General features: G+C 58.5%; 22 protein-coding genes. 11 read left to right on the top strand and 11 right to left on the bottom strand.

Features of this window, described 5'->3' with window-relative positions:
- Positions 1-9: 9 nt before the first annotated feature.
- The 3 genes from LDB05_RS22580 to LDB05_RS22570 all read right to left on the bottom strand — a co-directional run bounded on the left by LDB05_RS22580 (position 10) and on the right by LDB05_RS22570 (position 3358).
- Positions 10-165 (bottom strand): hypothetical protein, encoded by a 156-nt coding sequence (locus LDB05_RS22580; RefSeq protein WP_226008100.1) that lies wholly within the window; start codon positions 163-165, stop codon positions 10-12.
- A gap of 532 nt (positions 166-697) precedes the next feature.
- Positions 698-2410 carry a pyrroloquinoline quinone-dependent dehydrogenase gene (locus tag LDB05_RS22575; RefSeq protein ID WP_226008099.1) on the bottom strand — a complete coding sequence of 571 codons (1713 nt, stop codon included), beginning with the start codon at positions 2408-2410 and terminating at the stop codon, positions 698-700.
- A 6-nt stretch (positions 2411-2416) separates the two neighbouring features.
- A complete protein-coding gene (locus LDB05_RS22570) occupies positions 2417-3358 on the bottom strand; it encodes a hypothetical protein (protein WP_226008098.1) in 942 nt (313 codons plus the stop codon).
- Positions 3359-3548: 190 nt separating this feature from the next.
- On the opposite strand from LDB05_RS22570, the gene LDB05_RS22565 reads away from it, so the two are divergent.
- The 5 genes from LDB05_RS22565 to LDB05_RS22545 all read left to right on the top strand — a co-directional run bounded on the left by LDB05_RS22565 (position 3549) and on the right by LDB05_RS22545 (position 9048).
- Positions 3549-5717, top strand: coding sequence for an AAA family ATPase (locus tag LDB05_RS22565; RefSeq protein ID WP_226008097.1), 2169 nt, complete (start codon positions 3549-3551; stop codon positions 5715-5717).
- A 169-nt stretch (positions 5718-5886) separates the two neighbouring features.
- Positions 5887-6159, top strand: coding sequence for a hypothetical protein (locus LDB05_RS22560; protein ID WP_226008096.1), 273 nt, complete (start codon positions 5887-5889; stop codon positions 6157-6159).
- A gap of 125 nt (positions 6160-6284) precedes the next feature.
- On the top strand, positions 6285-7532 hold the full coding sequence (locus tag LDB05_RS22555) for an ABC transporter substrate-binding protein (protein WP_226008095.1): 1248 nt from the start codon (positions 6285-6287) through the stop codon (positions 7530-7532).
- Positions 7529-8281 (top strand): ABC transporter ATP-binding protein, encoded by a 753-nt coding sequence (locus LDB05_RS22550; RefSeq protein ID WP_226008094.1) that lies wholly within the window; start codon positions 7529-7531, stop codon positions 8279-8281. The genes LDB05_RS22555 and LDB05_RS22550 overlap by 4 nt, the downstream gene beginning before the upstream one ends.
- A complete protein-coding gene (locus LDB05_RS22545; RefSeq protein WP_226008093.1) occupies positions 8278-9048 on the top strand; it encodes an ABC transporter permease in 771 nt (256 codons plus the stop codon). The genes LDB05_RS22550 and LDB05_RS22545 overlap by 4 nt, the downstream gene beginning before the upstream one ends.
- Position 9049: 1 nt before the next feature.
- On the opposite strand, the gene LDB05_RS22540 is transcribed toward LDB05_RS22545, so the two are convergent.
- The 4 genes from LDB05_RS22540 to LDB05_RS22525 all read right to left on the bottom strand — a co-directional run bounded on the left by LDB05_RS22540 (position 9050) and on the right by LDB05_RS22525 (position 13599).
- Complete coding sequence (locus LDB05_RS22540) at positions 9050-9754, bottom strand: ABC transporter permease (protein ID WP_343232930.1); 705 nt, start codon at positions 9752-9754, stop codon at positions 9050-9052.
- 143 nt (positions 9755-9897) lie between these two features.
- Positions 9898-10935, bottom strand: a complete 1038-nt coding sequence (locus LDB05_RS22535; RefSeq protein ID WP_226008091.1) for an ABC transporter substrate-binding protein — start codon at positions 10933-10935, stop codon at positions 9898-9900.
- Between the two features lie 718 nt (positions 10936-11653).
- On the bottom strand, positions 11654-12466 hold the full coding sequence (locus LDB05_RS22530; protein ID WP_226008090.1) for an ABC transporter permease: 813 nt from the start codon (positions 12464-12466) through the stop codon (positions 11654-11656).
- Entirely contained in the window at positions 12463-13599 is a 1137-nt protein-coding gene (locus LDB05_RS22525) for an ABC transporter ATP-binding protein (protein ID WP_425498614.1), read from the bottom strand. Before LDB05_RS22525 ends, LDB05_RS22530 begins: the two co-directional genes overlap by 4 nt.
- A 289-nt stretch (positions 13600-13888) precedes the next feature.
- On the opposite strand from LDB05_RS22525, the gene LDB05_RS22520 reads away from it, so the two are divergent.
- Entirely contained in the window at positions 13889-14545 is a 657-nt protein-coding gene (locus tag LDB05_RS22520) for a class I SAM-dependent methyltransferase (protein WP_226008088.1), read from the top strand.
- Here the strand turns inward: LDB05_RS22520 and LDB05_RS22515 are convergent, their stop codons facing one another.
- On the bottom strand, positions 14546-14764 hold the full coding sequence (locus LDB05_RS22515; protein WP_226008087.1) for a helix-turn-helix domain-containing protein: 219 nt from the start codon (positions 14762-14764) through the stop codon (positions 14546-14548). It lies immediately after the preceding gene.
- Positions 14765-14776: 12 nt separating this feature from the next.
- On the opposite strand from LDB05_RS22515, the gene LDB05_RS22510 reads away from it, so the two are divergent.
- Positions 14777-15175, top strand: coding sequence for an amidase family protein (locus tag LDB05_RS22510; RefSeq protein WP_226008086.1), 399 nt, complete (start codon positions 14777-14779; stop codon positions 15173-15175).
- A 207-nt stretch (positions 15176-15382) separates the two neighbouring features.
- Here LDB05_RS22510 and LDB05_RS22505 read toward each other — a convergent pair whose 3' ends face one another.
- Positions 15383-15628, bottom strand: a complete 246-nt coding sequence (locus LDB05_RS22505; protein ID WP_226008085.1) for an acetyl-CoA carboxylase — start codon at positions 15626-15628, stop codon at positions 15383-15385.
- Positions 15629-15813: 185 nt separating this feature from the next.
- Here LDB05_RS22505 and LDB05_RS22500 point away from each other — a divergent pair, with 185 nt between their 5' ends.
- From LDB05_RS22500 to LDB05_RS22490, 3 genes are read left to right on the top strand one after another with little or no spacing between them, the layout of a single operon-like run.
- Positions 15814-16716: a 5-oxoprolinase subunit B family protein gene (locus LDB05_RS22500; RefSeq protein ID WP_226008084.1), complete on the top strand. Its 903-nt coding sequence runs from the start codon at positions 15814-15816 to the stop codon at positions 16714-16716.
- On the top strand, positions 16716-17681 hold the full coding sequence (locus LDB05_RS22495; protein WP_226008083.1) for a 5-oxoprolinase subunit C family protein: 966 nt from the start codon (positions 16716-16718) through the stop codon (positions 17679-17681). The genes LDB05_RS22500 and LDB05_RS22495 overlap by 1 nt, the downstream gene beginning before the upstream one ends.
- Positions 17682-17698: 17 nt before the next feature.
- Positions 17699-19054 (top strand): acetyl-CoA carboxylase biotin carboxylase subunit, encoded by a 1356-nt coding sequence (locus LDB05_RS22490; protein ID WP_226008082.1) that lies wholly within the window; start codon positions 17699-17701, stop codon positions 19052-19054.
- A 58-nt stretch (positions 19055-19112) separates the two neighbouring features.
- Here the strand turns inward: LDB05_RS22490 and LDB05_RS22485 are convergent, their stop codons facing one another.
- Together LDB05_RS22485 and LDB05_RS22480 are read right to left on the bottom strand one after the other, a co-directional pair.
- Positions 19113-19874, bottom strand: coding sequence for a LamB/YcsF family protein (locus tag LDB05_RS22485; RefSeq protein ID WP_226008081.1), 762 nt, complete (start codon positions 19872-19874; stop codon positions 19113-19115).
- Positions 19875-20450: 576 nt separating this feature from the next.
- A complete protein-coding gene (locus LDB05_RS22480) occupies positions 20451-22604 on the bottom strand; it encodes a PAS domain S-box protein (RefSeq protein WP_226008080.1) in 2154 nt (717 codons plus the stop codon).
- A gap of 344 nt (positions 22605-22948) precedes the next feature.
- On the opposite strand from LDB05_RS22480, the gene LDB05_RS22475 reads away from it, so the two are divergent.
- Positions 22949-24307: an FAD-dependent oxidoreductase gene (locus tag LDB05_RS22475; RefSeq protein WP_226008079.1), complete on the top strand. Its 1359-nt coding sequence runs from the start codon at positions 22949-22951 to the stop codon at positions 24305-24307.
- Positions 24308-24472: the final 165 nt, after the last annotated feature.

Genomic DNA, 24472 nt, shown 5'->3' with positions numbered 1-24472 from the left:
GGAGCAAACTTACTCGCGATCGATGCGGCTCGCCAGACTTCGGAGCTGATCCGCTTCTGCTGACGCTCCGTCCGCCTCCTTCTCGTCTGCGAACGCACGGAGTGCACGAACGACGTCGCGTTTTTCCCGGCCGGTGAGTTCGACAGTGAGCGTGTTCGGTGCCATGGATAGTGAGGACGGGAGGAGATACGTTCCGCTAACCTTCATATACTACGGTGGATTTCGGCCCCTGAAGTGGTGACTATCCCGTCGAACGGCGGGTAGTCGCCGCTCGAACGACCGGCGCGACAGTCGTAAAAAACTGTGAGTTGCCTCTGTTTCCACATCCCCACTTTGCAAGCAACGAGGGGAACCGCACTCGAGAGCACCATCCGATAATGGATCAGTCGATAGACGCCCGCTGCGTCGACTGCGGTGAGCGATTCCCCCGGAGACTGAGTGAAAAAGCCGGTGACCACGGGCTCGCCTGTCCGACCTGTGGCCACGGTGTCGTTCAAGGCATCCCGAAAAAACAAACATTGCTCGGTACTCGCCGGAACGCCCAGTGTACCGACTGCGAGGCGACGTTCCCGCACGTGGAATCGAGGACGGCGATTAAGGGCGTGCTCGCTTGTCCCACCTGTGAATCGACCGGCGACGTGACGCGAATAGACGCTGACGACGATTCGACGCAAAAAAACGAGGGGTAGCGCGTGATTCACTCGGCCAGCGAGAAGACGACGACGCGGTCGTCCCGCTTGCCGCGGCGGAGCCAGCCGCTACCGCCGACCTGGATGGCGATGTACTGTTTGCCCTCGTCGGGATCGTACCAGCTGACGGGGCTGGACGAGAGCGGAGCGTCGCCGGTGTCGAACTCCCAGAGGCGCTCGCCGTCCGCGGCGTCGTAGGCGATGAACTGGCCGTTCTGGGTCCCGGCGAACATCAGGCCGGTCGTGGTCGACATCGTTCCGCCCCAGATGTAGGTGTCGCTATCGATCCAGTCGCGCCAGACGAGTTTCCCCGTCGTCGGATCGAACGCGGTGATGGAACTGATGTGGCCGTTGTACTCGTCGGGCATCGCTTCGGTCTCGTCCTCGAGGATACCGCCCCAGTACTTGCGGCCCTCCTCGAACTCCTCGAACCGCCACCACGCCTCCTGGGCGTTGTTGTGCATCTTGAAGTAGACCAGCCCGGTCTCGTGGTTGTACGTCGCCGGGTGCCAGTCACAGCCGCCCATCCCGCCGGGCATGAACGTCCCCCGGCGACCGTCGTCGATGTGCGGGGTCATGCTGAACATGTTCAGCTGCTGGACGCCCGGATCCGATCGGGTGATGAGTTGGCCCGTCTCTGCGTCCATCGAGTACGCCCAGCCGGTCTTGCCGGCGTTGACGACCGTGTCTCTGATCTCGTCGCGGTGGTCGAACTCGAGGTCGCGGATGAGCATCCGCGGCGACGCCGAGTCGTAGTCCCAGACGTCGTGGGCCGACTCCTGATGGAACCAGAGGCGCTCGCCGGTCTCGGCGTCGAGACACAGCGTCCCGCACGTGTTGCGGTTCGGTCCCGGACGGACAGAGCCGTCGAAGTCCGGTCCGGGGTTGCCGACCGGCATGTACAGGACGTCCCGTTCCTCGTCGTACGTCGCCGACATCCAGTTGGTGCCGGCAGCCTGGTTGATCGAGTCGCCGACCCACTCCTCTTCGGGGCAGGTCCGCGTGAACCACTCCTCCTCACCGGTCTCGGCGTCGATAGCCGTATGGAAGCCCCGGACGCCGTACTCGCCGCCGGCGGATCCCGTGTAGAGGGTTCCGTCCTGGACGATCGGTGCCCACGTCGCGGAGTAGCCCCGTTCGTGGTCCGCCGTCGACGTGTACCACTCTTCTTCGCCGGTGTACCGGTTGAGTGCGACGACCCCCGAGTCCAGGGTGGTCATGTACACCTTGTCCTGCCAGACGGCGGGTCCGCGATTATTGTCGTCACAGCACAGTACCACGTCGGAGGGCACCGCGTAGGTGTAACTCCACAGCACGTCACCGTTACGGGCGTCGATCGCCTTGATGTGATTCGGCCCGTTCGACTGGTACATCACCGTCGGATCCCCGGGAACGATGACCGGCGATCCCTCCATGCTCGACCCGGAACCGACCCTGATGTCGTACTCGACCTCGAGGTCGCTTACGTTGTCCGGGCCGATGACGTCGGCCGTCGTGTAGCGGTGCATTTCGTAGTTACCGCCGTACGTCAGCCACGCCTCCGGATTCTCACCGGATTCGCTTATCATCTCCTGGGTGACGTCGAATTGCGGTATGCGATCGATGTCGTGTTGGTGGGTGACCGATTCCTCGGGCGAACCGAGTACCCGATAACCGTTATCGGTCTCTCGAACGACCGTATCCTGTGCAGCCTGAACCGCTCTGTCTTCTTCTATTGACATCTGTGATTACCTCGCTTCTGGTTCCGCCCGCATCGCTTCGGTGATGTAAAATACGTCCTGGCAGATCTTCTGCTGGTTGATGATCATGATGGCAGCACTGGCCGTCAGTGCCGCCATCAGCTGTCCGTCTGTGAGCGTTCGTTCGTCCTCGGACGCGATCTCGCGCGCGACCCGACCGAGCAGGTACAGTCCGCCCAGCATTCCCTTGACGTCCCAATAGCCGTCGTCGAGTATCTCGTCGGTAACGAGCACTCGTTTCTGCCACAGGTGGACGTCGAGGGTCTGTATCCACAGCAGCGTGCCGCCGGCGGCTCGCTGGTGAAGCGGTGGGACGAAGTCGACGTTGAACTCGACGTCGGCCGGGATCTCCTTCGTCGGAACCCACCGCGCGAGTTCCCTATCGTTGTTCACTAGGTCCGCGAGCAGACTGAGCTGTTCCCCTTCGTCGAAGCCGATCGCCTCTAACTCCGAGGTGAGCGGGTTCGCCTCGATCAGGCCGCGACCGGTGTTCCTGATGTGTTCGGCGGAGAACCGTACGGCGTTCGCGTCGACGCTTTCGAAGAAGCCGACGTCGAGGAGGTGATCGTACAGCCGCCACCCCGGTTCGACGAGCTCCCGGTAGAGTCGTTCGGGTTCGCGCTTCCCGTCCGGGATGCCCGCTTCCCGCACCTCCGAGAGCCGGTCGATCTGTGTCTCGAGGTCCGACAACGCCGAACTGACTAACTCCGCGTCGAGTTCCCCTTCGAGATCGTTTCGAATCGCCTCGCCCATCGAGGCGAACTCGTCGTTGATCTCTCCCTCGAGTGCCGATTTCAGCGCTGATAGCGTCAGTTCTTCACCAACAACCGAACTATCGGCGCCGAGGTGTTCGGTCAACTGTGCTTCTTCTTCCGCCGTTGGTTGTGGCCTGTTAGCATTGATCATCTCAACACCACTGACTTCTGCCATGTGATACTACAAATAACTTTACTATCTTTACAGTCATATTACAGATATATACATACGGGTCATTTGAGTGGAGAGTACAAATTAAGATTCTAGATCTGCAGAGTATGAGAAATAACGAAACCATACAAGTGCCAACTCAATATTACTGTATTTTTATATGTATTGCGACACTATTGCTCGAGCGAAGCGTATGGAACTCAGCATGAAGCCGCTTGCCGATAGCGATCCCGGTCGTGGCCTCACAGTCGTCGGTCGTCGAACGCTCGCCGAGCTTGGCCTCGACAGCGGCGATTTTCTCCTCGTTCGCGGATCGGACGGGAACCGTGCAGTCACACAGGTGATGCCGACCGACGATATCGACGACGGAACTATCCGCACGAACGAATTGGTTCGACGGACTGCAGGTGTCGCGGCCGGAGAAACGGTTACTGTCGAACCGGTCGACGTTTCTCCAGCTGATAGCGTCACGGTTGCGCTCCCGGAAGGGTTCGACGACGGGGCCGATTTCGATCTTTCCCTGCGAGACGAACTCATCAGTCGAGCCGTCGTCGTCGGCCAGGTCGTTCCGGTCACCCTGCGATCACGAGGGGCAGACGACCCCGCTCGGCGGACGGTTCCGGTCCGCATCACTGCGGCGGCACCGGGTGACATCGTTCTCGTACGCGACTGGACGCGGATTTCGGTAGCACCCCAGCCCGCGGAAGAGCTTTCGACTGCTATCGACAGCACCGGCGGCTCGGCGAGGATCACCTTCGCCGATATCGGCGGTCTAGACGCGGAAATCGCTCAGATTCGAGAGACCGTCGAACTACCGCTGTGCTCACCCGACGTCTTCGGCCGACTCGGCGTCGAACCGACGAACGGCGTATTACTGCACGGTCCGCCCGGGACCGGAAAGCGGCTCATCGTTCAGGCGCTCGCGGACGAGGCGGACATCCACGTCGAAACCATTAGCGGACCTGCAATCGTCGCAGCACGCCGCAGCGAAACGGCGGAACGGCTCCGAAATCGGTTCGAGAACGCCGCCGCGAACGAACCCGCGGTCGTCTTCATCGACGAACTCGATGCGATCGCCGGAACGCGGGACGATACCGGGAATTCGGCCGACGGCGTCGGGCCGCTCGTTTCGCTCATGGACGATTTCGAGGCCGACAACAGCCTCGTCGTCATCGGGACGACCACTCAGCCCGAGACGTTGGACCCAGCGCTGCGCCGATCCGGCCGGTTCGATCGCGAGATCGAAATCGGCGTTCCCGACCGCGACGGCCGCGAGGAAATCCTTCGGATTCTGACCCGCGGGATGCCGCTCGCGGCCGACGTCGACATCGCGTCGCTCGCCGAACGCACTCACGGATTCGTCGGCGCGGATCTGGAGATTCTCATTCGCGAGGCGGCGTTACACACCCTCCGCCGGAACGGGATTCATCCGGACGAGAACCATCCCGACGACGCGACGGTAGCATCTCTGGCGCTCACGGCAGCTGATTTCGACGCAGCCCACCGGAGTGCGACCCCCTCGGCGCTCCGGGAGGTGTTCGTGGAAGTGCCGGATGCGACCTGGGACGACGTCGGCGGACTGGCTGAAACGACCCAACGGCTCCGCGAGACCGTCCAGTGGCCGCTGGAACACCCCGACGCATTCGACCGGGTCGCGCTTCGACCGGCCAAGGGCGTGTTGCTGTACGGGCCACCGGGGACGGGCAAGACGCTGTTGGCGAAGGTCGTGGCCAACGAGGCCCAGTCGAACTTCATCTCGATCAAGGGACCGGAACTCTTGAACAAGTATGTCGGCGAGTCCGAACGAGGCGTTCGCGAAGTATTCGAAAAAGCGCGAACGAACGCGCCGACCGTCCTGTTTTTCGATGAAATTGATGCGATCGCGGCCGAACGCGGCGGCAGCAGTACCGATGCCGGCGTCGGTGAACGCGTCGTTTCACAGCTGCTGACCGAACTCGACGGGCTGGAAGAACTGGAAGACGTCGTCGTCATCGCGACGACGAACCGCCCCGATCTCCTCGACGACGCGTTGATGCGTCCCGGACGGTTCGATCGCCACATTCACGTTGACGCTCCGGACGAGGACGCGCGCCACCAGATCTTTGCGGTCCACACGCGGGACCGGCCCCTCGCCGACGACGTCGATCTCGGAACTCTCGCCGAACGAACCGACGGCTACGTCGGTGCCGACATCGAAGCCGTCTGTCGCGAGGCTGCGACCGTCGCGGTCAGGCAGCACGTCGCCAGTCCGACGACGGATCCCGACCAGATCACTCTGACCGCCTCCCATTTCGACGCGGCGATCGAGGAAATCGACCGGCGGGACGATGATACCGATCGGTTCGTCGATCCAGGTCAGTGAAACGACGAGACCCCGCTGGCCGAGCATACTTTTCCTCCGAACGGAACGGAATATCCTCGAGGAGAATCGACAGTATCGAGGCTGAACGGATCGGAGCCGTCACCGCCGCAGAACCCCTGTATAGTATTCCCTGACTAGTTTTATTGCACCTTATGCGTATTAGACTTGTATGCGAAAGTACCCTGCCACGCTCGTCCGCGTCTTCGAAAACAAACTCGAGGCCGGAGCGGACACCGACGACGAAATCGTGTTCGAGAAGGCCGATCTCGAGCAGGCGACCGACGAACTCGAAATCGACGTCCGCGAGGTCCTCGAAATCCCGTCTGCATACAGTTCGACGCGGTCGCTTCCGGACGAGATCACGGAGCACGGATACGTCGATATCGCCCTGAACGAGTTGGACGACGACGCGGAAACGTATCGATTCGTCAAAGAGGCGTGACCGGCTGGTCGCTCGAGTGAACGCCGATCATACACGCCGCAACCGGCGAGAACGGAAGGTGAGCCTCGATCGGGAGTACGCTTATACAGACACGCTAAGTATACGACCACAATGGTGCCAGCACGATGAAAGCAGCGGAGCACTGGGTGCTGGACGGTGACGACGAGCAGCTCGCCGCTGATCTCGGACTCGGACTCGGAGCGCAGTCCGGTCGCGTCCTCGCGTACCTCGTTCGCCGCGTCGAAGACGATCGTATCGAGGACCCGCGAGCACGACAGATAGATATTCGCCTCGGAACTGGCCTCGGCAACCAGGCCGTCGCTGACGCGCTGTCACGCCTCTCCGATCGGGGGCTGGTGACGGAAACGACGCTAGAAAGCGAGGAAGGGCGGCCGCCGAAAGCGTGGTCGACCGACCATACGGTCGAGACGGCGATGCACGACGCGTACGCGACGCGCGCCGCGGAACTCATCGGTACCGCGAACGCCGATCTGTCGAGTTCGACTCCCGCCGACCGTGGCACGATCCGCCTCGGATTCAACTGGCGACCGAACGGTCTTCACGTCCCGTTCTATGCGGCACAGATCGAAGGGACGTACGACAACGTCGGTGTGGACGTCGAGTTCGTCCACTATAATGGCTCGGAACAGGCGCTTCGAGCCGTCGCCGGCGGCGACGTCGACGTCGGAATCGTCGGTGCTGCCGTCCTCACCGATGCTCGACGGGATGGCGACTCGATCACCCCGATCGCAGTACTCTACCAGCGGGCGATGACCGTACTGTATACGACGCGAACGGTTTTCGGGGAGCGACTCACCGAGAGCGAACAGCTCCGTGATCGCTGTATCGGTATGTCGCCGAACACGGAAACGCGACTGCTGGCCGAACTGTTCCTCTCGCAGGCAGGCGTCGCCGACGACGTCGAGATATTCGAAACGACGGGCGAAGAGTCGGCGGCCCTCCGCACCGGCGATGCCGACGTCGTCGCGGGATCGTTCTCGGACCCGTGGGCGCTCCCCCACGACGAGACAGTGGACGTGCTCACGATCGCGGACCAGTTCCCGATTTACGGGCCGTCACTCGTCGTTGATCCATCGGCCAGCGAGACGGGAACAGAGCCGCTCGAGCGGTTTCTGACGGGGACGATGTTGGGATGGCGTGCCGGGCGATCGGATCCGACACCGGCGGCGAGACGAATTGCAGCCGCCGTCGACGCTGGAGACGAGGAAATCGAGCGGACGTTCCGACGAGCGCTCGAGTCGTTTGCCGATAGTAGAGCCCGACGAAACGAGGGCTGGGGGGTCCACCGTGACGACGAGTGGGAGCGCGTACGGACAGCAGTGGCCCATACGCAACAGTTTTCGAAATCATGATAGCTATCGACGACGCAACCGTCGCCTTCGAGACTGTCACTGCGATCGCCGATATCGATCTGAAGATCCAGCCGAGCGAGTTCGTCACTATCGTCGGACCGTCTGGTTGTGGGAAAACGACGCTCCTGCGCGTGATCGGCGGACTGGAGTCCCCGACCGACGGAACCGTCACGATAGACGGCAACGCACCAGCGGTCCGTCGCGATGCCGGTGATATCGGGTTCGTCTTTCAGGATCACACACTTCTCCCGTGGAAGACGGCACTCGAGAACGTTCAGTTCCTTCGCCGAATGGCGGGAAAACCCCCGAACGAGACGCAGGCACGCTCACTGTTGGAATCGGTCGGACTCGACGGGTTCATCGATGCGTATCCGCGAGAGCTCTCCGGCGGGATGAAACAGCGGGTCGCTATCGTCAGGGCCCTACATCTCGATGCTGACGTCTTGCTTCTGGACGAACCGTTCGGCGCGCTCGACGAGATCACGCGAGACCAACTCGGCGTCGAACTCCGTCGGCTTCACGAACGAGAACAGAAGACGACATTGTTCGTCACCCATAGCGTTCCAGAAGCGGCGTTTCTGGGTGACCGATGCGTCGTCGTCACGGACACGCCGGGACGGATCAAAGCGACGCTCGAGATCGACTTTTCGGACCGGCGGGATACGGAGCTGCTCGGAAGCGTCGAATACCAGAAACAGGTCGCGGATATCAGACGGGAGCTGTACGACGGCGTCGAAAACAGACGATGAGAGGGAACTCGATCGATGTACGGCGGAGCGAAATCGTGCTCCCGTTCGTGGCGTTGCTCGTCGGCGTTTCACTGTGGTGGCTCGGAACCACACTACTGGCTATCCCATCGTTTCTGTTGCCGTCTCCGGGGGCAGTACTCGCGCAACTGTTCGGCAGCCCGATGTTGTATTTTCGGAACGTCGTCGCGACGCTCGAAAAAGTCGTATACGGCGGTGCTATCGGTATCGCCATCGGATTCGGACTCGGTATTCTCCTGGGTACGGTCCCGGTACTCCGAACGGCACTCTATCCGTATCTGGTTACCGTCCGGGTGCTCCCGAAGATAGCGGTCGCTCCCCTCTTGTTGATTTACCTCGGGACGGGGTTGATGACCGCGATCCTGTTCATCGCGCTCATCACGTTCTTTCCGCTGGTATTGAATACTGTCGCCGGACTCTCACGGACGCCGGAACGGCACGTCGAATTACTCCGCTCGGTCGACGCGAGCAAGGTGGACACGTTCGTTCATCTCAGGTTGCCGTATGCGATTCCGGACGTGTTCGCCGGGTTGAAACAATCGGTCACGCTCGCTGTCGTCGGTACGATCGTGGCCGAGTGGGTCGTCGCGAGCAGCGGTCTCGGCTACCTCATCCTTCTGGGTTCCGAAAACCTTCGAACGGATATTATCATTGCCGCACTCGTCGTCCTCGTGTTCATCGGCGTCGCGTTGTACGGTCTGGTCGGCATCTGCCAGCGGATGGTTCAACGCCGAGTGCCGCTTTCCTGACTCATTCGAATCTCGTTCTGGCCACCCGTTCGAGGAGTGATGGGATACCGTAAAAGAGGAGCCCGAGCCCGGAGAGGACGGCGAGTGCAGCGTACGACTCGGCTGTCTGGAGTGCGCTGGATGTTTCGAACACGCGATACCCGATGCCGGCGTCGAGCGTCACGAACTCGGCAACGACCGCGCCGATGACTGCGAGAGTCGCTGCGTTTTTCACTCCGGCAAATACGCTCGGGGCAGCCGCCGGCAGTCGAACGTGGACGAAGATCGTCGACGTCGACGCGCCGACGGACCGGAGTAGCGTGAGATACGATTCGGGGGTCGATCGCAGTCCGTCGAGCGACGCGATGGTTATCGGAAAGACGGTCAAGGTCGTGACGAGGAGGACTTTTCCCGGTATTCCGCGGCCGAACCAGAGGAACAGGAGCGGAGCGATAGCGATGACCGGCGCGATACGGAGCGCGACTACGTACGGGAGGACAACCGCTGCAGCGGACCGAGAGACGGCCATGAAAAACGCCAGCATCGTGCCGATGACGAGCCCCGCAGCCAATCCGAGTCCGGCTGTCAGCGCTGTTACTGCAGCATCGCCGGCGAGTATCCAGCGAAGGTCGACGAGTGCGACACCCACTTCCACCGGAGAGGGAAGTACGACGGTCGGGAGGTTAGCGAGGACGACGGCTATATGCCAGCATCCAACGGTGAGCACGCATAGTATCGTCCCGAGTGCAGGTCCGCGAAAATCGCCGTCGAACTGGCTGCGAAGGCGCTGTCGGACCGCCCGTGACGACTTCGGGTTCCTCCTCGTCGGTCGATCTGACACCGTTTTCGAGTTGTCGTCGCTCATTCCGTCTATTCGATCAGCTCACCGTATTCCCCGATGTATTCGTCGTCCGTATCGAGATAGTCGTTCGTCCAGACCTCCTCTGAGTCCACCTCTCCACCGGGGTAATCGCCGTTCGCTAGCGTGGTTCGAAGCGACTCCCAGACGGCCGACTCGTTCCATCCCCAGCCGTGTTCTCGAATCGCTTCCGACAGCATAAACTCCGTCCGGAGTTCGTTCCACTTGTCGCGTTGATTCGTGCGTGTGTCCTCGAGTTCCGGGACGGCATCGAGGAGCAGTCCGGTCGCGTCGTCGGGGTTATTGTTCGCCCAGACTGCCCCGTGAGCAGCCGCCCGAAGGAACGATCGAACTGTGTCGGGATTCGAGTCGGCGAACGATCGCGACGTCGCGATAACGTGACCGTAGGCCGGGATCGCGTCGTTGACCGAGAGCGTATCGATCTCGTACCCCTGGTGGCGAGCGTCGACGACGTCGCTGAACACGCCGCTGGCTGCGTCGATTTCTCCGGAGAGCAACTGCTGAACCGTATCGAACCCACTGTCGACGTATTCAACGTCATCGAGGATCCCCTCGTGTTCGAGATACGCTTCCGTCATCTGCCGAACCATCCCGGGACCGCTCCCGAGTGTGACACCAGCCAACTGCTCGCTTTCCGTGAGTTCCGTTCCGAAATTGTCACGGGCGGTGAACACTTGAACTGGCCCACGCTGCATGATAACACCGACCGCGACAACGTCGAGGTCTTTCGCGTTCGCGTTCAGGATCTGATCGGCGCTCGTAATCGCGAATTCGGTATTTCCCAACCCGGCCTGAGTCGCCGAAAAATCGGATCCCTCTCCAGGTTCGATCTCGGTCAGTTCCACTCCTTCCTCTTCGAAAAATCCCCGTTCGATAGCGGTATAGTACGGAACGTGGAGACCATTGGGTTTCCAATTGAGAAGTAGCGATGCCTCCGTCGCTTCCGCTTCGCTATCGCTTCCTCCTATGCACCCTGCGAGCGTTCCGGCCCCAAGCGTGGCGAGCAGCTGTCGTCTACTGTGCCTCATCGGTAGCTTCCCCCGGGAATCCCGATGGTCGAGACCGCTGCACCTGATCGTCTCCATTTTGGCAACTCATGTGCTTCCCATATGGCTTGTATGTTGTAATACATTATAGTTCCCCACAAACCTTTATAACCGGTCGTAAACTGTGGCCCAAAATCGGATTCTGTGATTAGAATACCTATATCAAAGAAATGTAACCGTATATTGTAACATAATGCACCTCTGACCAACAGTTTTCGCGCGGTACTCGTTTCGACGTGTTTGCCGAGAAAAGTGCGGTACACAACAATAGCAGTGAGAGAATTCTGCCGGTCATAGCGGGCACGGAGGTCACAACTCCGAAGAAAAGAACGCGACTCCCAGTCCCCAATGTCTCCCGAGTGCAGGGATCGTGTCGTCGAATTCGACCCCGGACAAAATAATCGCGAGTGCGAACAGCGATATTTTCAAGCCGAACGCCGTTCTTGGGAAACAACTGACCGATTTCTTAGCGCAGAATGTCAATAGAATGCCGCCACCAATAAGGACGAGTGCCGCACCGATTAACCCCTGTCCTTCGACGAATCCCTCAATTCCTCCTTTCCCTTCTGCCTCTCCCCCTCCTCTTTTGCGAAGGCGGGAGTGGCTGAAAGCGAGACGGCGACCGATACGACGAGTCCGCCAGGGATCTGCGCTCGGTCCAAATCCTGAGGGTGAAACTAGCGCGAATCTGACATATCTGTTAGTAGTCACCGAGAACGCCGAGCCGTCTCGCCCGGCGGGTCGCATACTGAAAGACGGTATACCCCAACACGAAGTAGCCAGCGGCAGTTCCGAACAGAAGCGCTATCTCAGCGGGTTCGAATTCCCACAGTCGGAGCCCGTCGATCATTGCACGTTGGAGGAGTGCACTCCCGTGTGCGAGTGGCAGTAATTTCATCCACCCGAGGTCGAACGCAGGTGCAGAAATAAGCACGATGAACCCGAACTGAAGGAGGTTTAGCCAGTTACCGATCTGCTTGTAGAGCACGGTAACGCCACCAGCTGCGAGCCCGAGTCCGAGGACCGAAACGATGCTGAGCGTCGCGATGACGACGATCGTGAAGAGATGCAACTCGAGCGTCGTGCCGGTGAGCACGATCATCACTGCCAGAATTATCGTCGACGTGATGAACGTTCGGACGATCTTTGCAACGCCTTTCAACAGCGCGACAGGAGCGAACCCGAACGGCGACATCACGTGGCGCTCGAGGGTCCCCCACTGCACTTCGCTCCCGATATCGTTCGAGATGGAGGAGTACGCACCCACCGACAGCGTCCACAGGAAGTAGCCGACGATGATCCCCTCGATCGAATCGGTGAGCGCTTGCCCGGCGATCATCCGCCCGCCGTAGAAGAGCACGCCGAAAAAGAACAGTGAGATGATGATACCACCGATGGCGTTGGCGGGATACCGAACGAAGATCAGATACTCGCGGTAGAGAACGGCTCGTGCGAGGTGATAATATCCGGCTTTCCGCGGTGTGGCGTCTGTCTCCTGCTGGTGCGAACTCATCGATCCCTCCGTTCGGACGTCAGATCGACGAACACGTCCTCGAGGTCCGGCTCGACCGTTTGTACGCGCTCGAGCGTTACCTCCTCGCTACGAAGCCGCTCGAGCAAATCGTAGAGTCCGTCACTGTCCGTCGTTACCTCGATTTGGGTGCCGTAGTTGCCTGACTCGACGCGAACCGTGTCGAACCGACTTTGGAGAGTCGAAACGATGGTGTCGTCGAAATCGCGACTCGTGATACGAATACAGTGTCGATCAGACCGGTGGAGAAGCGCGTCTACAGTATCGTCTGCGATAATCTCTCCATCGGACATGATGAGAACGCGGTCACACACCGTTTCGACGACGTCCATATCGTGACTGCTGAGGATGACGGTCAGGTCTTCTTCCTCGACGAGACGCCGTAACTCTCGTTGGAGCGTTCGTGAGCTCTCGATATCCAATCCCAGAGTCGGCTCGTCGAGAAAGACGACCTCTGCTCCCCCAGCGAGGACGCTCGCCAGCGATACTTTCTGTTTCATCCCGCGAGATAATTCGCGGACGGGAACGTCTGCTTTCTCTGCGAGTCCCAATTGCGTGAGGAGTCGTTCGTGGCGGTCACTAACTGAATCCGGATCGACACCACTGATTGTGGCGAAATACCGGAGGTTCTCTCGGACGGTCAATCGCCAGTAATCGTTCCGTGCTCCCTCTAGCATCGCATCGACGGACGCGTACGCTTCACGTGGCCGATCGTAGAGGTCGATTCCCTGGATCCGAACGGTCCCCGATTCCGGCAGAACCATCCCGAGGATCGACTTGATGAGCGTCGTCTTCCCAGCCCCGTTTGGCCCTAACAATCCCACTATGGACCCGGTTTCGATGTCGAAGGAGACATCGTTTACAGCGGTGATCGCCTCTTGTCCTTCACCGAATCGCTTACTCAGACCGGTAACTGAAACGGCTGTACCGAGACTATCCACAGTCGAAGTATTGACACTGGTCGTGTCATTATCAACGGTTTCCGTTCCGTTAGAGGTGGCCAGCTCTGCTACGGGGAAGCGGCTGGTATATTCTTCTCTTGGTTGATTATTCAACGGGCCACCAGCAACTTCATCACCTGTTGACCTACTGTTCTCTCGCACGGTCACAGTCATGATTTGAGTGTGCTAGCTACAAAAATGCGACCCTGCCACTATGGTTAATTTTCAGTGGCTACTATAGCAGCCACGATCCCTGTATACGAGAGTAAAACGGAACAGATTGTGATTCCGAGATCCGCGTATCGTCGGGACGCAAGTAATGGGGCCAATCGCATGCGAACGATTTCGGATTCGAAAAATCAATTCACATACGAGAAGGAAGGCTATTAGCCTCGACGTTGACGTCCATGCTATGGGTTCACACAATATCGATGCCGTCCGTGATCCGGCTGGACGGCGACCGATGTCAGTTGAAGAGATCCGAGAGTCGTACGCGGAGTGTGCTTCCTGGATCGACCGATTTGACTGGCTCGAACGCCGTCTAACTGGCCGCTATCGACAGCGGCTGTTCGGTGATGTCGAGGGACGAGTGCTCGATGTTGCCTGCGGGACCGGGACGAATTTCCCGTATCTATCCTCCACCGTCGACCTCGTCGGGATCGATATCAGTCCGGAGATGTTGGCGAAGGCGCGAGACCGGATCGAGGACCTCGAGGTCGATGGAACGGTCGAGGAGATGAACGCACAAGCGCTCGAATTCCCCGACGACAGTTTTGATACCGTGATTTCGTCGCTGTCCACCTGCACGTTTCCGGATCCGGTGGCAGCACTCGAGGAGATGGATCGAGTGTGTAAACCTGGTGGGCAGATCTTACTGTTCGAGCACGGACGGAGTGACGTCGGGCCGGTGGCGCGGTTTCAGGATTGGTCTGCGGATGCACAGTACGCCTCGGCTGGCTGTCGATGGAATCAGGAGCCGTTGGAGCTCGTGTTGAGCGTCGGATTGCCAGTTCGTGCAGCCAGTACCCACTTCTTGGGGATCATCACGCTCATCGAGGCCCGGCCGTCACAGGAGTCGCTGGTTGATGCTGTCCGCGCTCATCTACCCAGTACTCGGTAGTTACCGGCTGTAGCCGCCAAACGCGGACCGGACGAGTTTTCCCTCTGCCTTCCGCAGGTGTTCGGCAACGGTACTCGATGCATAGTCTATCGCTTCGGCGACGTCCTCGTAGCTCGCGTCGCGAGGGATACTGTAATAGCCGAGCGACAGCGCTGCGTCGACGGCCTCGCGCTGACGTGCAGTGAGCGTCGCTTCGGTGACCTCGGGCGTGGCTGCCATTCCGCTCACCTCGTGGACGTCGACGAACTCGGCGAGAACGTCCGTGCTCGTCTCGTCATCGGGCGGGCGTTGACGGCGGTAGACGACGGTGCGGGCTACGTCGCTGCACAGAACGTTCGCCAGGAGTTCGAGGCGGTCGTCAACGATCGCCTCGGGACCTACGACGCACTCTTGCTTCCGACCACCCCGATGACTGCACCCGACTACGGAGAGGTGACTGAAGACGCCGATCTACTGCGGACCATCGCCAACACTGGCCCGTTCAACCTTACTGGCAACCCCGCACTCTCGGTCCCGGTCATGGCGGGCGAAGATGGGAACGGTGACCCGGTAGGCTGCCAGATCGTGACCGACTGGTACGACGAAGCGATGGCCGTTGCGCTCGGCCAGAAGCTCGAGACCGCCGGATGAGGGATCGCCGAGCGTAGCGTCGGCACCGGTCGGGTCGAACGACGACAAACACCGTACAGGAACGAGAGATCGAACCGGTTCTCTGCAGTAATCCGCGTGGACACGCTCAAGGAGGGGCTTTGCGGAGCCGACAGGGCACGCATCGACATCCAATGGACGACACAAGACGTCAACAGTGCTCGAACTCGGTCGATGATCGAAACGGCGTCAGTTGGTCTCGAGAACCAGGAGTTCGTCACCAGCGTCGACTTCTTCTTCGTTTTCCGCGATGATCTCGGTGATCGTTCCGTCCGCAGGGGCCGTGATATCGTGGAAGTTCTTCATGACACCGACCAATCCGACGACGTCTCCCTCAGCGACCTCGTCACCTTCGTCAACGAACGTTGCTTCGTCCGGATCCGGTCGCGCGTAGAAGACGCCGGGCATCGGCGATTCGATATGTTCTGTCGTCATTTATGGAATCTTACGCTTAAAGAGGCTCCCCAGATATTTAGTACTTGACAAAGCCACACCTTGGCTACACGAGTGTAAACCCGTACGGACAGGTACGTTTACGAAGTAGTGTGTTTTATCGCACATATTCACCGTTCTATCTAGTCGGTATCTATACAGCGATAACCGTTCTCTCATTCAGTAGGATGAGTGAGAAAACGATAACCAGACAGGACCTCCCGTCTCCACGATATGAGTACGGGGGGGACGACTGGGTGTTCGTCGAACTCGCCGAAGAGATGAGTTTCGACGCGAACTTCAAAGCACAGGCGATCACACAGGAGATTCGTCAGAACAGTCTCGAGGGACTCATTGAGGTTGCACCGTCGAACGCCTCCTACCTGATCCAGTTCGATCCGAACGTGCTTCACCCGGACGAACTGATCGATGAGCTGAAATCGCTCGAGGAGGAGATCGACGTCTCGGAGTACCAGTGGGAGGCACGGGTATTCGATATTCCCGTCTTTTACGACGATCCGTGGACGCACGAGACGCTGATGGACTTCCGGGAACGCCATCAAGACCCGGACGCGACGGATCTCGAGTACTCCGCAGAACTCAACGGCTTCGATTCCGTCCAGGCGTTCATCGACCACCACTCCGGCGCGCCGCACATGGTGACGATGATCGGTTTCGTCCCCGGGCTTCCCTTTTGTTTCCAGATGGTTCCACACGACGAGCAGATCGAGGTGCCGAAGTACGAGCAGCCGCGGACGGCGACACCGAGCCGTGCGATCGGATTCGGTGGCGCGTTCACCGCGATCTATCCCGTCCCCGGGGCCGGCGGCTATCAGCTCTACGGTCGAACTCCCGTCGAGGTGTTAGACATCGACCAGGAGTTGTCGGCGTTCGAAGACTCGATGGTACTTCCGAACCCGGGAGACATCCTCAACTTCCGGCAGATCGATCGCGACGAGTACGATGAAATTCGTTCGGAGATCGAAGACGGGACCTACCAGTACAACTACGATCGGGTCGAGTTCGAAATACAGGCGTTCTTCGACGATCCACATGGATACAACGAGCAGCTTCTGGAGGTGCTCGACTGATGCGTATTCTCGACGGTGGACTCGTCACGACCGTTCAGGATACCGGCCGTTACGGACACTATCACATCGGAATGCCCCCCTCCGGCGCGATGGACCAGTTCGCCCACAAAGTCGGCAACTGGCTCGTCGGGAACGACGAATCAGATGCAACCCTCGAGATGACCTATATGGGTGCGGAGATCGAGTTCGAGGAGGACACCGTCTTCGCCGTTACCGGTGCAGATATGGATCCATCCCTCGAGGACGAACCGATCCCGACGTGGACTGCCGTCCAGGCCGAGGCCGGCGACACACTCGACTTCGAGTTCGCGACGGAAGGCGCACGTGCGTATCTCGCAGTCGCCGGTGGTATCGATATCGAGCCGGTGATGGGAAGCCGTGCGACGTACACCCTGATCGGAATCGGCGGCCACGAGGGTCGGTCGCTCGAAGAGGGCGATGAACTCTCGATCGGTGAGTCGTCAGCGGACACCAACGAACTACTCGGCACTTCGATCGATGAGACGGATCGGCCGGATTACTCCCAGAGCGAGATCAACGTCGTGATGGGACTCTGTGACTATCGGCTCACCGACGAGGGACGACAGCGGTTCCTCGACGCCGACTGGAAAGTTTCCGACGAGGCCGACCGGGTCGGCTACCGGTTCGAGGGCCCAGATATCACCGACATGTTCGAAGAACGCGAGCAGCCCTTCGGTGCCGGAACGGACGTCACCAACGTCGTCGACCTCGGCTATCCCGTCGGCTCTATCCAGATGGCCGGCCAACCGATTATTCTGATGCGAGACGCCGTTACGGGCGGCGGCTACGTGACCGTCGGAACCGTCGTGAGTCCCGAGCGCGATGCGCTCGCCCAGTGTCGAACCCACAGTACCGTCGATTTCAACGCCGTCGACGTCGAAGAAGCGCTCGAGATTCGGCAAGAACGAGACGATCTTCTCGAGACCATTCAGCAGTCGTTGTAGTGCGGACCCTCCAATAAATGATTGACAAAGTACTCGTCGCGAATCGAGGCGAAATAGCAGTCCGTGTGGTACAGGCAGCCAACGAACTCGGAATAGAGACGGTCGCCGTGTACAGCGACGCCGACGAAACAGCGAAACACGTTCGCCGCGCCGACGAGGCAGCTCATGTGGGATCCTCGGTCGCCGGCAAGAGCTATCTCGATCAGGAGTCGCTGCTGGACGCAGCAGCCGAAACTGGGGCCGAGGCGATCCATCCGGGCTACGGGTTCCTTGCGGAGAACGAGTCGTTCGCCCGTCGGGTTGAGGAGTCCGAGTTCATCTGGATCGGCCCCCCATCGGACGTGATGGCCGACTTCGGTGAAAAGACGAAGGCACGAGCCATTATGGACGCAGCGGGCGTCCCGATTGTTCCAGGAACGGACGAACCGATCGATGATCCGGACCAGGTGAAGGCATTCGCCGACGAACACGGCTACCCGGTCGCGATCAAGGCGGACGGCGGTGGCGGCGGTCGCGGGCTGAAAATCGTCACAGGCCCCGAAGAAGCCGAGGAGGCGTTCACGAACGCCAAACGTGAGGGCGAAGCGTACTTCGACAACGACGCTGTCTACGTCGAGCGATTCCTCGAGAATCCACGCCATATTGAGGTTCAGGTCATCGGTGACAGCCACGGGACCGTCCGCCATCTCTACGAACGCGACTGCTCGGTGCAGCGTCGTCAGCAGAAACTCATCGAGGAAACGCCCTCGCCTGTCCTCGACGAAGAGACGCGAGAGGAGCTTTGTGAAGCCGCCAGATCGGGGGTTGCCGAAGCCGGTTACAGCAGTGCCGGCACCGTCGAGTTTCTCTACGAGGACGGTGACTTCTACTTCCTCGAGGTAAACGCTCGGATCCAAGTCGAACACACGGTCACCGAAGCGGTGACGGGCATCGATATCGTCAAAGAACAGTTCCGCGTCGCTGCAGGTGAGGAACTATCTTTCGACCAGTCCGAAGTCAACCCACGAGGTGTTGCGATGGAGTTCCGTATCAACGCCGAAGATCCCTACGAGGAGTTCAATCCGACACCGGGAACGCTCGAAACGTATCGACCACCTACAGGAATGGGAGTCCGCGTCGACGACGGTGTCAACGAGGGCGACAGGATCAGTCCGTTCTACGATTCACTCGTTGGGAAATTTATTGTTACCGCACAGGACCGTCAGGAGGTACTCGAACGCAGCAAGCGAGTTCTCGGGGAGACACAGATAGAGGGGATCTCAACAACGATTCCGTTTCACCTCGCAGTTATCGAGGACGACGTGTTCATCGAGAGCGACCACACGACGAAATATCTTGATCAACAGTTCGAAGGGCTAAATCAGTCTGAGTAGGCGGATGGCACCGCCCAATGGGACGATCTCCGATCGAACGACGCAGTAGGGGGGTCGTTCACACCAATTCGTCGAGGCGAGCTAGTTCGATCCCTTCGGCCTCGAGTCGTTCGTGGATCGTCTCGAGTAGTTCAACCGAGTTCGGCCCGTCACCGTGGATACAGATCGACGACGCGGGAACGTCGATTACTGTTCCGTCGACAGCCTCGACTTCGCCCCGTGTCGCGATGGAAATGACCCGATCTGCGACCAAGTCCGGATCTTTCGGTTCAACTTCTTTCTCGACGATCAGCGTGCGGTCGGGGTTGTAGTCGAGGTCGACGTACCCTTCGAAGACGGCGTCTAACTCGTCGTACTCCTGGGCGACCTCGTAGATGTTCATATCGGTTGCCAAATAGACGAGACTAGGATCGACCTCGAGAAGAGCTTCCATGACGGCACGGCAGTGAGCTTCACTCTCGGAGAGCATCGAGTACATCGCACCGTGAGGTTTGACGTGCTGGACGCTCGCTCCGTGACGATTCGCGAATGCCATCAGCGCACCCAACTGGTAGACGACGTAGTCGCGCACTTCCTCGGGCGTCGCGTCCATCGACCGGCGACCGAACCCCATCTTGTCTGGGAGGCCGGGATGGATACCGATCCCGACATCGTATTCCGCAGCGAGCGTGACGGTTTCACGCATAACGTGTGGATCACCTGCGTGATAGCCGCCAGCGATGTTCGCAGAGGTGATATACGGCATCACCTCGGCGTCGCGCCCCATGGTCCAGTTGCCGAAGCTCTCGCCCATATCGCAGTTGATATCGATTGCAGTCATCGTCCAGAACCTATACTGTTCGTTCGTCGTCCGCCTACTTGAGGTATCATGGTTACCGAGTTAGTGAATTACCCCACCCTACTCGCTCGCTTGCGCTCGCTCCGTGAGGATGGGGGCTTAGCGCCTTAATCCTGCTAAGTAAATCTCACAATCCCAGCTCATCCCTAAGAAAGAATTTACATTCTATTTATAGAAAAATTAACTTATTATCATAATAAATTATTATTAAGAATTGAATAATATAGTTATGTCAAATTTGATAGGCATTCGTTAAGAATACCACCAACGAGGAGTTGGTGGTGGAGCTCCCTTCCCCCATCTGGTGTGTCAATCGGGGAGGGCTCGAGATCGGGACACAAGCTGGCTATTGACTGCAGGTGGCCGATCTCGAGAGGCGAGGACCGTATGTCTCAGAGTCGGACAGATTCAGTCTGACAACAACCGAATCTTATTCCTCGCCAATTCCGGGTTTGAACTGATATACTATTAACCTGTTGGTATTGTTATTATATTCACATTGAGAATCAGCAATGATAACCGCTCAACCGAAAATGAACCCTCTTCGCAACCGCTTTTTTAAGTATTAATTTCGAATCGAGCGCCACCTTCGGATCGCTCCGTAATTGCAATCGTCCAGTCATGTGCATCTACGACGCGGGAGACAATGTTTAGTCCGAATCCAGTTCCGTTCTCTACCGTCGTGTATCCGGCTTCAAAAATCTCGTCGTACGCTGATTCCGGAATTCCTGGACCATCATCCTCGACATAGAATCCGTCGGCTGTCTCGCCGACAGTCACTGTTACGCTCTCACCGGCATGTTCAATCGCGTTCCGGAATAGATTCTCGAATAATTGCTTGAGTTGATCCCGATCAGCCGCAACTATACGATCCGTTTCGACAGCGAGCGTTGCGTCTTTCGTTGCCACAGTGTCCCAACACTCTTGAAGAATTCCATCGACTGCCACCTGTTCGATCTCTATTGCATCATCACCGACTCGTGCGAGCGTGAGCAAATCTTTAGTGAGCGAATCCATTCGATCGAGTGCGTGCTCGATATCCGCGATGTGAGTGCTGTCACACTCTTCTTGGAGTAAGTCAAGCCTTCCCTGTGCGAGTTGGATAGGGTTCCGGAGATCATGACTGACAATACTCGTAAATCGATCTAAACGTTCATTCTGATCGACAAGTTCTTCTTGTTGTTTCTTTTGTTCGGTGATGTCGCGGTCCATCGCCACGAACCGGTCTTTGCCGTCCAGATCGAGACGGATGAGATGAACTTCAACGGAAACTGTCGTTCCGTCCTTCCGTTTGAGTTCCCCTTCGAACCGTTGTGGAGTGTTTGTCGGTAAGCCCTCCCAGAACGACCGTGCACGATCCGGGTCGGAGGACGTGTCGAGCTCCCAGACGGGTTTCCCGATAACTTCGTCTTCCGTATAGCCGAGTTCCGTGCACATGCGTTGGTTGACATCGCAGATGATGCCATTAGCGTCGTGGATGGCAATCATGTCCGGGGAGTGTTCAAAAAGTGCTTCGAGCCGTGCAGTCTGTGAACGTAACTGCGTTTCCTGCGTTTTCTTTTCCGTCACGTCATCCTGGAAGCCGACGAAATACTCGATATCGCCGTTGTCGTCAAAGAGTGGTGCGATACGGATTCGGTTCCAGAATTCAGTGCCGTCTGCGCGGTAGTTCCGAAGTTCGACAGTGACAGTCTCCCTGTTCTCGACTGCGTCCCGAAGTTCGGCCACTGGTTCTTCGCTTGTTTGCTCGCCCTGGAGGAACCGGCAGTTCCGCCCGAGTACCTCATCCCTCTCGTAGCCGGTGAGAGCGGTGAACTCGTCGTTCGCGTAGATGATCGGGTTATCCTCGGCATGAGGGTTGGTGAGGGTGATGCCGACAGATGCTTCGTTCATCGCTCGTTCTCGCACTGACAGTTCCGATTCGGTGGACTCGTCAGTGGTCGGATTCGAGAGCGTACAGATGAGTGAGCCGTCGTCTGTGTACGAGAGGGTGTGTTCAAGCTTGATCACAGTTCTATTCTTCCGGACGAACGACGTATGGCCGTGCCAGCGACCGTCCCTAGCAGCAGGTAGCAACACATCATAGATATCATCAATGTCTTCATCACGGTAGAGCGTCTCCCAGTGAATTCCAATGAGTTCGTCACGTTCGTACCCGAGTAACTCGGCGTACGTTGAGTTCAGGTACTCGATGTAACCATCTTCGCTTAGGATGGCAATCCCGTCATGAGCGGTTTCGATAGCTTTGAGTCCGCGGTCAAGGTATCGTTCGGCCCAGTAGCGTTCGACAGCGTTCTGGATGCGGTTAGCGAGTACCTGGTACTGTTCGGTGCCACCGCCCTTTTGCAGGTACTCCGTGACGCCCGCAGTGATCGCTTCACTCGCAATCTCTTCAGACCCTTTCCCAGTGAAGAGGATAAACGGAAGATCGGGATTTCCTTCTCGGACGTGTTGGAGGACCTCAAGACCGTTCAATTTGGGCATGTCGTAGTCGCTGACGATGCAGTCAAACTGGGTGGCACTGTCTCGGAGCGTGGTGAGCGCGTCCTGAGGATCTGTCTCAGTATGTATAGCAAAGCTCTCGCGTTCACGTTCGAGGAACGTAGCAACAAGATCCGCAAACCTCTGATCGTCTTCGATATGAAGGATATCGATGGTCCTCGAACTAGATAATACGGACGCATTGATGGTAGAAGGTGAGTTCGGGCTCATACTGAACTACTAGTAGCTGTGAATTAGAGGCTATTGAATAACATGGCCTTTTCCCGGTTTCACGTGATACATGGCATCGGCTCGGGTGCGTTCATTGTTCGAGAGGTTGCCAAGCGATTCAACGCACAGGGCATGATCGACGAGGTGCTGGCGTAGATGAACCTCTTGTTGTACGCTACGCTGGGTGACACCTCCAACCCAGACGAACATTATTGACCAGATGAATGGGTATCTGGAGGCATTTCAATGGCCACAAACGTCATTGCAGACGATGAAAGTTGGCCACTGGGTGCGTGATAATCACTAGCTGACTACCTATCCCTCGAAGTCGTAGTGACTTCATCATGACCTTAGCAACCGTTCCGCGGTACAACGGCGATCAACTGCCTGAAAGTCGTGAGAAAGCGGTGGTGAGTGGAGCGAGTATAGCTGGCCTGCTCGCAGGTCGCATTCTAGCTGACAGATTTACTGAAGTCACGATCATCGAACGAGATTACCTTCCAACCGAGCCAGTTGTACGCCGAGGAGTGCCGCAAGGCGCACATCCCCACGCGCTGCTCGAAGCCGGACGGGCAACGTTGGAGGACCTGTTCCCCGGGTTCGGAGAGGATCTCATCGCCGCTGGAGGCGTTGTCGTCGATTTCGCCAGCGATGTGAATTTCTACGGCGAGGGAGACTTCCTCGCCCACGGTTCAACTCCGATGGAGACGTACTCCGCAACTCGACCGTTGATCGAGCAGGTAGTCAGAGAGCATGTTTCCAATCTCGACGGCGTTCACATCCGCTCGGGCTGCCAGGTCACCGACTACCTCCTCGACGATACCGGGACGGCCGTGGAAGGCGTGGTACTCCGTGAAGGTAGTGAGCAGACGGAGATCACCGCGGATCTGGTCGTGGATGCCACTGGCCGGACGAGTCGAACACCGACATGGCTCGAAAACCACGGCTACACGCCGCCGGAGGTCGAGGAGGTGCGCATCGACGTGGCCTACAGCACCACCTTTATCGAGCGACCTGCCGACGACCTGCGCACGTTTCTCGTTCCGCCGTCTTCCCCGCACACACGCGGTGGCATGGCTGCGCCCGTCGAAGGAAACCGCTGGGTGGTGAGCGTACATGGCGTACACGGTGACCATCCCCCGACGGACTCTGAGGGATTGGTGGAGTTCGCAGCAAACCTTCTCACTCCTGAGGTGAGGCACCTCCTCGACGACCATCGACAGGTCTCTACGGACATCGAGTATTACCCGTTCCCGACCAATAGAAGGTACCGCTATGGGGACCTCGACCGATTCCCTGATGGATTGGTCGTTATCGGTGACGCGATTGCGAGCTTCAACCCGATCTACGGGCAGGGTATGTCTGTGGCGGCTCTCGAGGCACTCGAGCTTCATCAGGCCTTGGCTAGGGACGGTCTTGAGGATCTCCCGCCTCGGTTTTTCGATCGGGCCGAAGAGGTCATCGACATGGCGTGGTTGTTGGCGGCAGGCAGTGACTTCGCGTTTCCACAAACGACCGGGCCCAAACCGTTCGGCACTGACCTCATCAGCTGGTATCTCACTCGGTTGATTCACAAAGCTCACACCGATAGCACGCTGTCCAGCGCGTTCTTTCGGGTGCTGACGATGGAACAGCCACCGACCACGCTATTGCGTCCACGGAAAATGTGGCGCGTGTTCAACCCGATTAGCCGAGCACCCTGATGGATGATCTATTTCACTCGACACATGGGGTCAGATAGAATATGCCGACACCGTATCGCCTATCTCGAGGCTTCGAGGTCCTCCTCGAGCGGAAAACAACGGCTCTGAAACTGCTCAGTGATTTCGGCAGCAGTGTCACCAGATTCTTCAGACAGAGCAGCGACG

Source organism: Natrinema salinisoli (genome assembly GCF_020405205.1).
Classification (GTDB): Archaea; Halobacteriota; Halobacteria; order Halobacteriales; family Natrialbaceae; genus Natrinema; species Natrinema salinisoli.
Note: the sequence above shows the minus strand (reverse complement) of the source record. Positions and strands in the feature narration are given on the sequence as shown.